Origin of the sequence: Psychrobacter sp. Pi2-52 (assembly GCF_904846705.1) — a bacterium.
Classification (GTDB): domain Bacteria; phylum Pseudomonadota; class Gammaproteobacteria; order Pseudomonadales; family Moraxellaceae; genus Psychrobacter.
On record NZ_CAJHBS010000013.1, the window covers coordinates 13114 to 26898 of the forward strand.

General features: G+C 42.7%; 13 protein-coding genes. 8 read left to right on the plus strand and 5 right to left on the minus strand.

From position 1 onward, the window contains the following. Window positions 1-186: 186 nt before the first annotated feature. From JMY00_RS08275 to JMY00_RS08290, 4 genes are all read left to right on the plus strand, one after another. A complete protein-coding gene (locus tag JMY00_RS08275; RefSeq protein WP_201579813.1) occupies window positions 187-984 on the plus strand; it encodes a DUF1285 domain-containing protein in 798 nt (265 codons plus the stop codon). Between the two features lie 209 nt (window positions 985-1193). Beyond that, complete coding sequence (gene murI, locus JMY00_RS08280) at window positions 1194-2183, plus strand: glutamate racemase (protein ID WP_201579814.1); 990 nt, start codon at window positions 1194-1196, stop codon at window positions 2181-2183. 171 nt (window positions 2184-2354) lie between these two features. Then, window positions 2355-3362, plus strand: coding sequence for a DUF4062 domain-containing protein (locus JMY00_RS08285; protein WP_201579815.1), 1008 nt, complete (start codon window positions 2355-2357; stop codon window positions 3360-3362). Window positions 3363-3566: 204 nt separating this feature from the next. Further along, a complete protein-coding gene (locus JMY00_RS08290) occupies window positions 3567-3866 on the plus strand; it encodes a hypothetical protein (protein WP_057761845.1) in 300 nt (99 codons plus the stop codon). Window positions 3867-3983: 117 nt separating this feature from the next. On the opposite strand, the gene JMY00_RS08295 is transcribed toward JMY00_RS08290, so the two are convergent. The 4 genes from JMY00_RS08295 to msrA form a co-directional block, all read right to left on the minus strand. After that, window positions 3984-5444, minus strand: coding sequence for a lytic murein transglycosylase (locus JMY00_RS08295; protein ID WP_201579816.1), 1461 nt, complete (start codon window positions 5442-5444; stop codon window positions 3984-3986). A gap of 227 nt (window positions 5445-5671) precedes the next feature. Continuing rightward, a complete protein-coding gene (locus tag JMY00_RS08300; RefSeq protein WP_201579817.1) occupies window positions 5672-6385 on the minus strand; it encodes a DUF1499 domain-containing protein in 714 nt (237 codons plus the stop codon). A 52-nt stretch (window positions 6386-6437) separates the two neighbouring features. Continuing rightward, window positions 6438-7130: a thiopurine S-methyltransferase gene (gene tmpT / locus JMY00_RS08305; protein WP_201579818.1), complete on the minus strand. Its 693-nt coding sequence runs from the start codon at window positions 7128-7130 to the stop codon at window positions 6438-6440. Window positions 7131-7315: 185 nt separating this feature from the next. Next, window positions 7316-7837, minus strand: a complete 522-nt coding sequence (gene msrA, locus JMY00_RS08310; protein WP_201579819.1) for a peptide-methionine (S)-S-oxide reductase MsrA — start codon at window positions 7835-7837, stop codon at window positions 7316-7318. Window positions 7838-8106: 269 nt separating this feature from the next. Between msrA and cmoA the strand changes: the two genes are divergently transcribed. The 3 genes from cmoA to JMY00_RS08325 are packed head-to-tail and all read left to right on the plus strand — an operon-like array spanning window position 8107 to window position 11151. After that, window positions 8107-8892 carry a carboxy-S-adenosyl-L-methionine synthase CmoA gene (gene cmoA / locus JMY00_RS08315; protein WP_201579820.1) on the plus strand — a complete coding sequence of 262 codons (786 nt, stop codon included), beginning with the start codon at window positions 8107-8109 and terminating at the stop codon, window positions 8890-8892. Window positions 8893-8942: 50 nt separating this feature from the next. Further along, window positions 8943-9989, plus strand: a complete 1047-nt coding sequence (gene cmoB / locus JMY00_RS08320; protein WP_201579821.1) for a tRNA 5-methoxyuridine(34)/uridine 5-oxyacetic acid(34) synthase CmoB — start codon at window positions 8943-8945, stop codon at window positions 9987-9989. Window positions 9990-10023: 34 nt separating this feature from the next. Further along, complete coding sequence (locus JMY00_RS08325; protein ID WP_201579822.1) at window positions 10024-11151, plus strand: DUF1176 domain-containing protein; 1128 nt, start codon at window positions 10024-10026, stop codon at window positions 11149-11151. Window positions 11152-11316: 165 nt separating this feature from the next. Here JMY00_RS08325 and JMY00_RS08330 read toward each other — a convergent pair whose 3' ends face one another. Then, window positions 11317-11535, minus strand: coding sequence for a DUF2788 domain-containing protein (locus JMY00_RS08330; RefSeq protein ID WP_101205310.1), 219 nt, complete (start codon window positions 11533-11535; stop codon window positions 11317-11319). Window positions 11536-11913: 378 nt separating this feature from the next. Between JMY00_RS08330 and argS the strand changes: the two genes are divergently transcribed. Beyond that, window positions 11914-13743 (plus strand): arginine--tRNA ligase, encoded by a 1830-nt coding sequence (argS, locus tag JMY00_RS08335; protein WP_201579823.1) that lies wholly within the window; start codon window positions 11914-11916, stop codon window positions 13741-13743. Window positions 13744-13785 lie beyond the last annotated feature (42 nt).

Here is a 13785-nt window from a genome sequence, read left to right on the forward strand (position 1 = left end):
TAAAAAATCGTTACTCATTATAAAAGAAAAGTCCTACAAACACGATACGCATTTATGAGTATCGATGCTAAGGTAATGTTAAGAAAATGAGGTTGTTATAACGATAAAGTTTCATCATACCTGAAACTAAAATTTATAGTAATAATAGATAAGCCAAACTTTGAATACTAAATAAAGGGATTAATAATGAATAACGATAATAATAGTGTTGAAGACAGCCATGAAAAACTGACTAAAGCCCCAACCAGTAAGCCTTCTAGCCTAGATGACTTAGATAATTTGGATGCACTAAGCCAGTATATTAAGTCTGCTAAAGGGACTCGCGAAGGGCGTGCGATACCACCACTTGAAAAATGGCATCCTGAAGATATTGCTGATATGGATTTGATTATCAAAGCAAACGGAGAATGGTGGCATGAAGGCGGGCAAATGACCCGTGAGTCATTGGTAAGCTTGTTTGCCACGATACTATGGAAAGAAGAAAATAATGGCACTACTGAGTACTTTCTGAAGACCCCTGTACAGAAAATCCGTATCCAAGTTGAAGATGCACCACTTCTGATAAACGATGTTGGTATTGTCCATGAAGATGATATGAGTTGGTTAGAGTTTACAACGACGACAGGGGATGTGGTTCGCTTAGACGATGAGCATTCGATTGTATTAAAGGCGTATAATTCTAATAAGAGCGATTCTAATAAGAGCGACTTTAGTGAAAGCGACTTTAATAACAGTGACTTTAGTGAAAGCGATCAAGCGAATCAAATGAGTACAGCTGACGATGTTGCAGATTCTCAGGAATTAGCGTCTACAGAACAGGTACGCCCTTACATGATGGTTAGAAACGGCTTAACCGCACTTATCGGTCGCAATACTTTTTATCACCTGACTGAAATTGGAGCATTATCAGAAGAAAATGGCAAGACGATATTGACGCTACAGAGTGGTGGCCAGTCTTATTCATTATCGATGCCTACTGATTAGGTATTATGTTTATCTCTTAATTGCTGTATGCCGATGAGTGCTATAATTTTATAATGTCGCCTGATTCTATTGGTCTGAAAAATTCCTATCGTATAAAGGTAGTTGATAGATAGCTGACGTAGAGTAACGCCACACACGCAATATACATATAGCGCATTTAACTGGGTAATGAGATTAATGAGTAATATAATAATGGCATTAGCATAAAGATGGATATCAAAAACCAGACAGTCGGAAAGCTCAGACCGTGTGTCGATATATCTGTTGACCAAAGTCCCAAAGCTATTGATCTAGTAGATGTCAATAAACATGCTAGTAACACAGTTGTAAGCGATAAAAAACGTAGCGCGCCCATTGGCGTGTTTGACTCTGGTGTTGGCGGTTTGTCTGTTTATTTGCATTTAGCACAGCAGCTGCCTACTGAGCGTTATGTATATTATGCCGATACGCTAAATGTACCTTATGGTAATCGCGACAGCGAAGATATTGAAACGCTAACGCTAAAAGCCGTAGAGTGGTTACATCAGCAAGGCTGTAAGCTAATAGTTATTGCTTGCAACAGTGCTTCAGCATATGCGCTAGATACTGCCCGACGCTGCTATCCACATATACCTATTGTGGGTCTTGTCCCTGCATTAAAGCCTGCGGTATTGGCCAGTAAGAGTGCTCATGTAGCGGTGTTAGCAACCAAAGCGACGTTGAATGGCACCTTATTAAATGATGTTATCATCAATTTTGCTAAACCCAACAATACAATAGTCACTAAGTATTTTGATCCGCAATTGGTGCCTTGGGTAGAAGCAGGTATGTCAGAACAAGACGAGACAGCCCAAAGATTACGTCAACAGGTACGAATATTTGCTAATGAAGGTGTCGATCAGTTAGTGCTGGGATGTACACATTATCCGTTTTTTAAGACATTCTTGTTAGATGAGATTGCACAGCAGCAGTTATCAATACAAGTCATTGATTCTGGTCAAGCGATTGCTGAACGGGTTAGACAGCTATTGATTGCAAACAACTTGTCTGCATCATTGATGAGTGAAAAACGAGAAAATCTGTCACAAAACACCAGTAATAAAAATACCATTACTAGACCGCCATTAACTTTTCACGCCACTAAATATAGTGATAGACTATGCGCTTTAGTTGAGCGCTTACTCGGTACAGAAATGGCATTGCAATACTACTATCACTAGTTATTATCAAAGCTAGTGATAACAATACGCTGTATGCAACGCTGACTCAGTTGAAATAAATTGAGTGCATCTTTTCAAGCCAAGAGTATGCTAGGCTGAGCAAGACAAGATTTTTGTGTTCTATTTTACATCCTATCCTTTTTATGTCACGACCTACGCTTAGAGGTAATTGTGCCGAATCGTCGCTATCATATTCATATTATATGCGCTGACAACGACCAGTTGTTGGTTCTAGACAGCTTAGCGATATTTTTTCAGGCGCGCGCATTTCTGACCTATGATGTTTCTAGTAAATTATCTAAAGCCTCTTTTTATGGGCGTCAGTGTATTGACTCTTGTGATTACGCAGTCATGATCGTTGGCGACAGCTACGGGACTGTGCAAAAAAACGGTGTCAGCCAGATGCATTTGAGTTATCTAAATGCCAAAGCGAAGCTTAAGCCGCTAATTGTGCTGGTCAAAAACCATTCTCCAGACGCTGTTATCAGCCGACAACTTCAAGAGTTTATTAAGTTAGTCACCAAGCAAGATAACCAGCTACATTACTATGATACGGAAGAAGATATTGAGCCACTACTGGTACAGGCTCATTATAATGCAGTCGCCAATAATAAAATGATAGGTGGCTGGGTCAGAGCGAATGACGAAGAGAATACGACTAGTAAAAAGGTCGTGTATGAGAAGCCAGTCGATATATTACCTAGTACTACCGAGGTAGAGAACAATAGTCCTGATGACGAAGATTTTATCTCGGATAAGGTTAGTGAGCCAATTGAGTTAACAGAGTTTTTTGAGATTCAATATAGTGCTCAGGCTTATGAGGGTGGCAATCTAACGGACGTGACCCGATCACTAACACTCTCGTGGCACGAGATACTCATGACACTCATGAGAATACCATCTACTTTTTCGAGCTATGGCTTGCAAAATGCCATTAATCGTTTGATTACTGCTAAAGCGGAAATAGACATCAAAAAAGAGATGCCAAACGTTCATGCTGTCTCACGCTGCCAAATCTCTCAAGCTGATATCAATAATTTGCAACGTAAGCTAGTCGGTGCAAATTGGATACAACTAATGACTTATGGCACGCGGGTATCACAAGAGCTATGGAAACTTACCTTCTACGCAAAAAACCTACTGCAAAATCATACCTCAAATACGAATAAACAAGACTAGTAATTATTCGCTAGCGTGTTCAATAATAGCCATCTAAAACGTCCACTCTGGTATCACGACTACGTTTTGTAATACAAAGCATACGTGCAATGCTTGTGAATCTTCCTCAGACCCGTAATAATGAAGTCAGTCAGTTAGCTATGTTAACAACATTGGCTGCTTGAGAATGACAAATATAATATTAATAGTTAGGGAGAGCGTACGATGAGCAATGCTAAAAATGACGAACTAAAAAGAGAGATTGATGGTCTAGAAAAGTCTATGCATGATGCTGATCAGTTTCATACGTTAGAAGAGCAAGTAGCAGATATGAAACGTCGCGGTATAGATCCTAGCAAAGCCTACAAAGATTTAGACAGCAAAGCAGAAGATGAAGATTGGGGCGATGCGACTTGGAAAGAAAATGGTAAGTGGGAGCCAAAAACAGCAGCCGATTTAGATGACAAAGCTCGTGAAAATTGGAATGGTGACAATGGTCAACCTAAGCCACCACCTATTGTCTAGACAGGTATTTTGAGAAAATGAGATAAGTTCTATTAATAACTACCTATAAATAAAAAAGCCACACTATCGTTAGCGTGGCTTTTTTGATGCGTCTAAATAGCATTACCTATCTTGCTACTACGAACCTTGGTCTATACGAACAAGCTTGATAGTGCCATCGGCATCAGTAACGCGGCGATAACGTGTATTGCCAGAAGTTGATGAGTTCACTGATGGTTGAGATGAGTAGCTACTAGGAGCAGTCGTTTGCTGCTGAATTAATTGTCCCATGCGATCGGCGGGTGCAGGATTCAGGGGTTGGCTGTTTGCAGGCTGGCCGTATTGAGTTTGACTCGGTGCTGCATTACCAACGATGGCGCGATAGAATTTTTGACCTGCGCGTCCGTCAGCTGGGAAAATACCGCGACTAGTCTGGTATTGCTTGATAGCAGTACGAGTATTGTCTCCGATGATGCCATCTACACCGCCAATGTCATAACCTGCGTTTAGCAACGCTTGCTGAATATCTTTGGCCTGCTGGCGGCTGATACCAGGATCTTCGGTCGGCCACGCAGTGATAAAGTCTGTTTTGCTGCTGTCTTCGCGAGTGATTAGATCTGATAAGTGTGCAATCGCTAGTGCGTAGTTTTCTGATGCGTTATAAGAGTAGAAAGTGTCGAAGTTTTTACCGACCAAGAAAGCAGGGCCTTCCATACCAGCGGGTAATAATAAGCCTGCACTGCTCAAGTCATACGGTAGCGGACTGCCATTAGCCAACGTTAGACCTTGGTCGCGCCAGTGGCTTATCGATTTTTTGTCTTTGCGGTTAGATGCGGCCCAGAACCCATCAGGTAGTTTGACTTCATAGCCCCAAGGCTCGCCAGTACGATAGCCGCGATTGTCCAAGAAGTTTGCGGTAGAAGCGAGTGCATCAGGGACGCTATTGACCAAATCACGACGACCGTCTCCATCGAAATCTACTGCCAATTCTAAAAAGGTACTCGGCATAAACTGCGTCTGCCCAAAGGCACCTGCCCATGATCCTGTCATATCATTAGGTGCGATATCACCGTTTTGCACGATTTTTAGCGCATTGGCGTACTCACCTTGGAAATAGCTTTGACGACGATCAAAACAAGATAAGGTTGCTAAAGACTCAAATAATGGTTTTTTACCTAGCGTTTGACCAAAGTTAGATTCTACGCCCCAGACACCGAGCACATGCTCAGCTTTTACGCCATAACGTGACTCGATTTGACGTAGCGTCGAGCCCCATTGACGCTTGGCTCGGATACCGTCCTCGACACGCTCTTTGTCTACCAATGCTGATAAATAGTCCCAGACGTCTTTTTGAAACTCTGGTTGATAATTCAGTGACTGAATGACACTAGGATCAGGCTGGCTTGGGCGATAGTTATTAAAGGTATAACCATCAACACCGCTAAACTTGCTAGAGTTTTTTAGATTGTCCAAGCACTGCTGAAACTCGCTATTGGATAAATCAGGTGCTGGCGGCTGCGCGGCTTGAGCAGTGGTAGCAAGGCTGATGCCGACAGCAACACTAAGCAGCGACAAAGTAGAAAAAGGAGTCAAACGCATGAAAATATCCTATAAACGTTAAAATAGTTATCGAAAGGCAAAAAATGATATTAACGTAGAGTAACCAATCTAAACAGTAAAGAAAAGCTGTCGAAGTACCAAGGTTATAAATGGTTACGATAAATTGACGCTGCCGTGAGATTAGAAGAGGATTTCATAGAGCTGAAAATACAAAGCGTTAAACAGTACTTTATCGCAAGGACTATTCCTTAGAAGGTAGAACCTGTTTATTTGGCTAGCACACTATCTAGTTCTTCTATAAAGCTATGAATACGCGCCGCATTTTTGCCCAAATCACTTTGTCCAACTCGTGACTTACTGCGAATATCAACCAAGCGCTCGCTATCGTTGTCAGCCACACGAATGATCACATCGTCTTTAAAACCAAACCAAGCAGTCGTCTCTGTTGCTTCAACGATACCTTTATCTGCATCAGTATTTACAAGCTCCCACCCTAAATTTTCCATGGCTTGTTTGGCTGCTTTGATCAGTTCAGACTTTGATTGAGCATAGGTCAATGTCTGCAAATCAGGGTAGGCAGTACGTTGTTGTGCAGCCACTTCTGCACCTGCGTACTCTACGGGATTTGGCGCATCTGCACGTAGTGGCGCAATCGCAACAAACTCAGGCGGATTTACCAAATCGGTAGAAATATCGTGAATAGGTGGTACATTTTTGGCCGTATTCATCATGCCGAGCGGGACAGCGATTGCAGCGAGAGCAAGTACGGCTGAGGCTAGTGCGCTCCCAATACTGGCTGTATTGCGTTTAAATAATAGCTGAATAGCTAACAATATCAATGCTGCTATACCAGCAAATAACCCAAATTTAAACCCCGTAAATGCAGTGCCTAACTCTACAACGCCAAACTTATACAATGGGCCTGCCAGAGCAACCAGCAGAATAGCAGTTACACTCATTAGACCGACTATTATTTTCATTCATTTTCTCCGTTGCGATTTAGCAGCTTTTTAAAAGTTACATGAGTTTGGTTTATTTACTGCTCAATAGCCAAACGTGTTCTGTGACGGTGATATCAGGTGCAGAACCTATAGAAGAAGGCACGCTTGCTAGCTCATAGATTTGGTAGTGAGCGCTATAATACTGCTCTAGTTGGTCGGCATTAATAGAGAAAGGTGGTCCATTCTTTTTACGCTGATCGTAATTTAGCGTGAGTAAAAGCTGCGGTGTTATTTTATTGTTAGCACCATCAACTTTACTGGTATCGCTACTAAGTTTCCGCACTTCCTCACTATATCTCACACGCATATCGGCTGGCAGGACGATTAATGCCGCTTTATCATACACTGCATTAATAGAACCAATATCTTTAGCGGTCAGTGCAAAGATATCAGCGACCCATAAAGTGATGGTTTGTTCCGATAATTGGCTCTGATAGTATTTAATCATTGGGTTGTCTGCCTGTTGATAGACAGCAGGTTCAATATTTTGCTCAGCAAAGAATTCTTGTACGGCTGTTTCGAATAATTCAACGCCCACCACGTCATAGCCTTGCGTCGCTAGCCAAACCATATCGATAGATTTACCACAAAGCGGCACGAAGATACGGCTACCAACAGTTAGATTGAGACAGTTGAAATACTCAATCAGCAATGGATTGACCGTAGATTGATTGAATCCAATGCGACCTTCTTGCCAACGTTTGTGCCAAAACTCAGGGTTCATGCTGTGATCCTCTATTTGCAAGTTTTTATATATAGATTTAGCTTTAATAATATTTATTGGTTATGTCAAATGTATAAATAGTAAAAAGCCAAACACCTATAGTATAAGTGTTTGGCTGATATCTAACATTGGGCTAAGAAACTTTTCGAATAAATAACGTTTTATTCAACTTAGCGAACCCTCATTTAACTAACCATATATTTGCTAAATTCTTTACGCAGTTTGGCAAGCTTTGGTGGAATGGCAAAGTTGCAATAAGCCTGTCCTGGATTTCTGTTGAAGAAATCTTGATGTGAGTCTTCTGCTTGATAGAACTCAACGGCAGGATGTACTTCCGTCACCACATTGACACCCATATCACGTAATTTGTTAATAGTACGGTCAACAGTCGGTTTTTGACTGTCTTCGGTGTAAAAGACCACGCTGCGATACTGACTACCGACGTCATTGCCTTGACGATCCATCGTGGTGGGATCGTGCGTGGCAAAGAAGACATCGAGTATTACTTCTAACGGGACAATAGCCTCATCAAATTCGACTTTGATGACTTCGACATGGCCAGTCGTACCGCTACAGACCGCTTCATAATTAGCAGAGACAGCATCGCCGCCCATGTAGCCTGAGACGACAGATTGCACACCTTTTACCGATAAAAATACAGACTCGGTGCACCAGAAGCAGCCGCCACCTAATACGATCGTTTGCATAATTTTTTCCTATTATTATAAATATGGGTCAAGCGCTATATTTGGTAGTGATACTCTCGTTTTTCAATGCTTCTTTCAAACGCCTCATTACCTTTAACACTATTTATTCAGCTTAGCAGGCAAGCCAAAGGCGATAAGTAACAAACAGTAATGTTATAATGGGCTTTTGCTACGTTGCTTAGTTTTCAACTGACAATGACAAGCGAAACTACCAAGCAAAACACCAAGTAATTCTTAATTTCAGTTCTATTCTAAAAACGAGTCGTCCCATGAGCCAATCCCAGCCTGCTATCAAACATGACACCCTATTTGATAAACCGTTTACTACGCCACTGGATAAGGCCGCACGCTTTTCATTTGATGAGCAAGTGGTGGCTTGTTTCCCAGATATGATTCGCCGCAGTGTACCCGGTTATGGACAGGTACTGGCGATGCTGCCTATATTCGCCCGTCGTCATTGCAAGTATCGTCAGCAGAGCGATAGCGGTCAACGCGTTAGTCGTGTTTATGACTTGGGCTGTTCACTGGGTGCAGCCAGTATGACGCTAGCGGGTGAGTTCGACTCACAAGACTTACAGATTAAAGCAATTGATATCTCGCCTGCGATGACGACAGAGGCGACCACGCTACTGAGTGAGAATTATCCTGAGCATGACATCGAAGTAATCACAGCAGATATCCGCGATATTGAGCTTGAGCCGTGCGATATGGTGATTTTGAACTTGACGTTACAATTTTTGCCAGCTGCTGATAGAGTCGCGGTATTAGAGAAAATTTATGCGGCATTGAGCGAAGGCGGTATATTGGTACTGACTGAAAAAACCCATGCGTTTGATGAGCAGTATGATGCGTGGTTGGTAGAGCGTTATTACGACTTTAAACGTGCCAATGGCTATACCGAAATGGAAATCAGCGGCAAGCGTAATGCGTTAGAAAATGTCCTCATTACTGACACGTTAGATGAGCATCATGCACGGTTAAATCAGGTTGGTTTTGCGCGTCATCTGACGTGGTTTCAGTTTTTGAATTTTGTCTCTATTGTGGCGTTTAAATAATACTTACTTTTAACACAGTTATTTCTTAATCAATACGGTAACCTGCTTTTATGCTCAACGACACTATCATCAACGCCGAACGCGAATTGTATCTAACCCTACTGGAGCTGGCACAGCAGCAGCCGAGCGCTTATGAATGGCTCAAGCAATTACCAACATGGCTAGGTGACATAAAAGACAAAGCCAACTATGCGCACGCGCCTGCCTACCAAGCGTCAGTCGCTCGTTTGCCAAGCTTAACTGTCAATCATGTCGATCTAAACAGCGATACATTGACGATTGAGGCAGATCTAAATGAGTCTCAGCGCAAACAAACGACGGCACTATTAAAGCAGTTGATGCCATGGCGTAAAGGCCCATTTCAGATTGGCGGTCAAATCGGCGAGGATGAGTCAGGTATTAAGATTGATACCGAGTGGCACAGTGATTGGAAATGGAAACGTGTTGCGCCGCATTTAAGTAGATTGGACGGTCGCCGCGTATTGGATGTGGGCGGTGGCTCTGGTTATCACGGCTGGCGCATGGCAGGGGCTGGCGCAGATACGGTTATTATTATTGATCCGTCATGTTTGTTTTATCATCAGTTTATGGCGATTCGTCATTTCGTTGGTGCCGCAGATGCTAGTGATACAGGCCGTTACCGTACGCATTATATTCCTGTACCGCTTGAAGCCTTACCTGAGCACAGTCAGCTGTTTGATACCGTATTTAGCATGGGCGTACTTTATCATCGTCAATCACCGTTTGAGCATTTACAACAGCTTAAAGGACAGTTAGTCAAAGGTGGTGAGCTGGTACTTGAGACGCTGGTCATTGAAGGTGATGCTAATACTGTACTGGTACCGCACGATCGCTATGCGCAGATGAATAACGTCTATTTCTTACCATCGGTGGCGGCATTAATTGGCTGGTTAGAGAAAGCAGGATTTTCAGACGTGCGCTGCGCCGATGTAGCAGTAACCTCGACTAAGGAACAACGACAAACCGAATGGATGACCTATCATTCGTTAGCAGATTTTTTAGATCCTAATGATTTTACTAAGACCGTCGAAGGATATCCTGCTCCCATGCGTGCGACTTTGATTGCCAAAAAATAGCATTGATGGTGGTAGCTAACATAAGGAAAGCATTATGAAGACATTGAAGACTTTTATTGTAGCTACCATCAGCTTGCTATCGCTACCTGCTATGGCAGGTTATGGAACTGTATCGGAAGGCTGGGGCTTTGTACAAGATGACTGGCAGGTGGTTTGTGATAATACGCGGACTTGTCGAGCTGCTGGTTACGCCAGTGAAGCATTAATAGATGAGCCTGCTTCAATATTGTTCACAGCATTGCCAAAAGTAGCTCTACCAAAAGCGCAAATTCAGTTTGTCTCAGAAGTGCCGATAGGTGAGCTGAAGCGTGCTGAGCTTTGGCTGAATAACAAAAACTATGGTGTGATACAGCCCAATAAAGAAGACAGTCTACTATACGACTTGTCAGCCAAGCAGACGCAGGCGCTGCTTGATCATGCTCGTATCGCGACCAAGATAGAAATTAGAGCGGGCGATAACCACTGGCAGATCAGCGATAAAGGTGTATCAGCAGTATTGCTCAAACTAGACGATGTGCAAGGTCGGGTAGGGACGCCGATAGCATTGATCAGTAAGAATAATCCAAATCGTCAACGTCCTAAAGCAGCTCTACCAAAACCAATCATTCAAAAAGCATTTGCGTATTCAGCAAAAGACAACAAAACACTTGCTCCATCAAAGCTGGCGTATTTTCAGAAAAATATTGATAACTGGGTCGATATTAACGATGAGCAGCTTATAGGGTCCAAGGACGAGATGGGCGACTGTGAGCTGATTAACCCAAAAACTGAAACATATCAGCGAATGTCAGAGTATGGCTCTACGATGCTTGGTTGGGAATTTATACCAGTTGATGATAGCTATACGTTAGCCGCGCATACTTGCTGGCTAGGTGCTTACAATTCCAGTAACGGCTATTGGCTCATTGATAATACAAAACCTAGCAAGCCTATACTTATCACGACAGCAGGGAATGATTATTTTGATGGTGAGATTTCCGCCACTCACAAAGACCGAGGCATTGGTGATTGCTGGAGCCGTACTGCATGGATATGGAATGGTGAGACATTTGCTAAGAGTGAAGAGTCTAGTACGGGCATGTGCCGAGGTTTTGCTGGTGGAGCGTGGGACCTACCAACGTATGTGAGTCAGGTTATAAGAAATGATGCTAGGGCTCAGTAGCTTTTTGATTTAGAAGACTTTGATCTAAGAAGCCTTGATTTAAAAGGCCCTGATTCAAATGACTGACACCTTATCAAGCGCAGCAGTCATAGGCTGTATATTACGTTTTTAGTTTTGCTACTCATGTTTTAAGCGATATCAAAGAATAGTGATAAAAATGGCTAATTAGATTAACCATTTTTTGAAAGCGACTTCCATGACTATCTTAAGGATAAAACCAACAGAACCTGCGCCTAGTGCTAAGAATATCCAAAAAGTACCAGCGCGCCCAGCTTCAGACGTTTTAGAGATATCCCACATAATAAAAAACAAGAAAGCGATGAATATCGGCAACAAGACGTACAGTCCCCAACTGGTGACAGTACTGGCGGCAATAGCAAACATGGCGTAATCCTATAATAGAGTAGTAACGTGTCTTCTATATTTTAGAAGAGCCGTACAAACCATTATTATAACGTGGAAGCAGTCAGGTATAAACGACTGCCCAGTATTGAGCAACAGTAACGCTACAATTCACGTTATGGGTTATTTATCAGTTTTGCATCATTGATATTAGTCAGCCCAAATCCTGATAACGGTAAGATTTTAGTGCTAATTTTGGCGCAAATGGTGCAATAAAGCGCAAAGATTGTTATATTTACAGGTTACTTATCTTTTTACATTATTCTATCCCTGCAATGTCGGTCGCTATTATAATAAGCAGTTATCGATTGCTCGCATTCGCACCGTTTTTGTTGTTTATTTAATTGAGTTCAAATTCCTATGTCACAAGCCCAAATTGATACGCTTGCATCCCTATTTAACGATGCAATTCAAACCCTACAAGCAGATGGTACGCTACCAAGCGATTGGCAAAATAATAGTCAAATCACCCGTACAAAAGATTTAAGTCACGGTGATTTTGCCAGTAATATCGCGCTAACGGCAGCGAAAGCGGCCAAGGCTAACCCGCGTCAACTTGCTGAAAAAATCGTCAGCGCATTGCCTGACAATCAAGATATTCGCCAAGTAGAAATCGCAGGACCAGGGTTTATCAACGTATTCTTAAACTCGGAAGCTAAATTTTCTGTATTGGACGATATCTTTACATTGCAAGATCGCTTTGGCTTGAGCAATCAGTTCGATGGTCAAAAAGTCCAAGTTGAATTCGTTTCTGCTAACCCAACGTCCAGTCTGCACGTCGGTCACGGTCGCGGTGCTGCATTTGGCATGAGTGTCGCTAACCTGCTAGAAGCGATCGGCTATGACGTCACGCGTGAATATTATGTCAATGACGCTGGTCGTCAAATGGACATCTTAGCCACCAGTACATATTTGCGCTATCTACAGCTAAATGGTGAAGAGATAACTTTCCCAGTTAACGCCTATCAAGGTGACTATGTCAGTGACATCGCACAGACGCTAAAAACACAGCATGGCGATAGCTACGTACATAGTTTTGCAGACGTTGCCAAAGATGTGCCAGAAGATGCCAAGTTTGAGATTAATGCTGATGGCGAAAAAACCGTCATCTCAGGCGATAAAGAAGCACACATCGATGGTTTGATTGCCAATAGTAAGTCTCTGCTAGGTGATAGCTACGCGCTATTTTTAAACGCAGCATTGAGCAGTATTTTGGCGGATATCAAAGACGACTTAAACGACTTTGGCGTGAGCTACGAGTGCTGGTTTAGCGAAAGATCTATCGATAGCGAGATTGAGCCAGTTCTACAGATACTAGATGACAAAGGCTACCTATATGAAAAAGATGGCAACATCTGGTTTAAGTCGACTGATTTCGGCGATGAAAAAGACCGTGTTGTACGCCGTGCTAATGGTCAATCAACGTATTTCGCTTCTGACATCGCTTATCATAAGAACAAGTTTGATCGCGGCTTTGATAAAGTCATTAATGTTTGGGGCGCAGACCACCATGGTTATGTCCCACGCGTAAAAGCCGCTCTATTGGCTCTTGGTATTGATGCTGAACGCCTTGATGTGGTACTTGTACAGTTTGTCGCGTTATGGCGCGGTAGTGAAAAGGTACAAATGTCTTCGCGTTCTGGTCAGTTTGTGACCTTGCGTGAGCTACGTGCAGAAGTCGGCAACGATGCTGCACGATTCTACTATGTAGCGCGTAAGCCTGAAGTGCATGTTGATTTTGATTTAGAACTTGCCAAATCACAAAGCAAAGACAATCAAGTTTATTATATCCAGTATGCTCATGCGCGCGTTTGCCGTGTGCTAGAAAAACTGGCAACTTACGATTTAACCGTAGATGATGCCGTTGGTTTGGCACATCAAGATTTGCTAAGCGCACCAAACGAAGACGAGCTGATTAAACTGTTAGCAGGCTATCCGGCGACGTTACTTCGTGCAGCGACTGGTTACGAGCCACATGTCTTGACCAACTACCTAAAAGAGCTAGCGGCATTGTTCCATGGTTGGTATGACACCAATCGTATCTTGCCTATGAGCCTGACATCAGGTGAAACGCCAAGTCAAGATGAGCTAGACTTAATGCAAGCACGTTTACGTTTATCTAAAGCCGTTAGACAGGTATTAGCGAATGGGCTTAGTCTGCTTGGCTTGTCTGCACCGTCTAGCATGTAGTGCTTTTCTAATATGTGACATGAGTATAGACAGCTGATAGCA

Bases quoted from the DNA above. Each gene is read 5' to 3' on its own strand.
- JMY00_RS08275 (WP_201579813.1), top strand. From the start codon at position 187: ATGAATAACGATAATAATAGTGTTGAAGACAGCCATGAAAAACTGACT.
- murI (WP_201579814.1), top strand. From the start codon at position 1,194: ATGGATATCAAAAACCAGACAGTCGGAAAGCTCAGACCGTGTGTCGAT.
- JMY00_RS08290 (WP_057761845.1), top strand. From the start codon at position 3,567: ATGAGCAATGCTAAAAATGACGAACTAAAAAGAGAGATTGATGGTCTA.
- JMY00_RS08295 (WP_201579816.1), bottom strand. From the start codon at position 5,444: ATGCGTTTGACTCCTTTTTCTACTTTGTCGCTGCTTAGTGTTGCTGTC.
- JMY00_RS08300 (WP_201579817.1), bottom strand. From the start codon at position 6,385: ATGAAAATAATAGTCGGTCTAATGAGTGTAACTGCTATTCTGCTGGTT.
- tmpT (WP_201579818.1), bottom strand. From the start codon at position 7,130: ATGAACCCTGAGTTTTGGCACAAACGTTGGCAAGAAGGTCGCATTGGA.
- msrA (WP_201579819.1), bottom strand. From the start codon at position 7,837: ATGCAAACGATCGTATTAGGTGGCGGCTGCTTCTGGTGCACCGAGTCT.
- cmoA (WP_201579820.1), top strand. From the start codon at position 8,107: ATGAGCCAATCCCAGCCTGCTATCAAACATGACACCCTATTTGATAAA.
- cmoB (WP_201579821.1), top strand. From the start codon at position 8,943: ATGCTCAACGACACTATCATCAACGCCGAACGCGAATTGTATCTAACC.
- JMY00_RS08325 (WP_201579822.1), top strand. From the start codon at position 10,024: ATGAAGACATTGAAGACTTTTATTGTAGCTACCATCAGCTTGCTATCG.
- JMY00_RS08330 (WP_101205310.1), bottom strand. From the start codon at position 11,535: ATGTTTGCTATTGCCGCCAGTACTGTCACCAGTTGGGGACTGTACGTC.
- argS (WP_201579823.1), top strand. From the start codon at position 11,914: ATGTCACAAGCCCAAATTGATACGCTTGCATCCCTATTTAACGATGCA.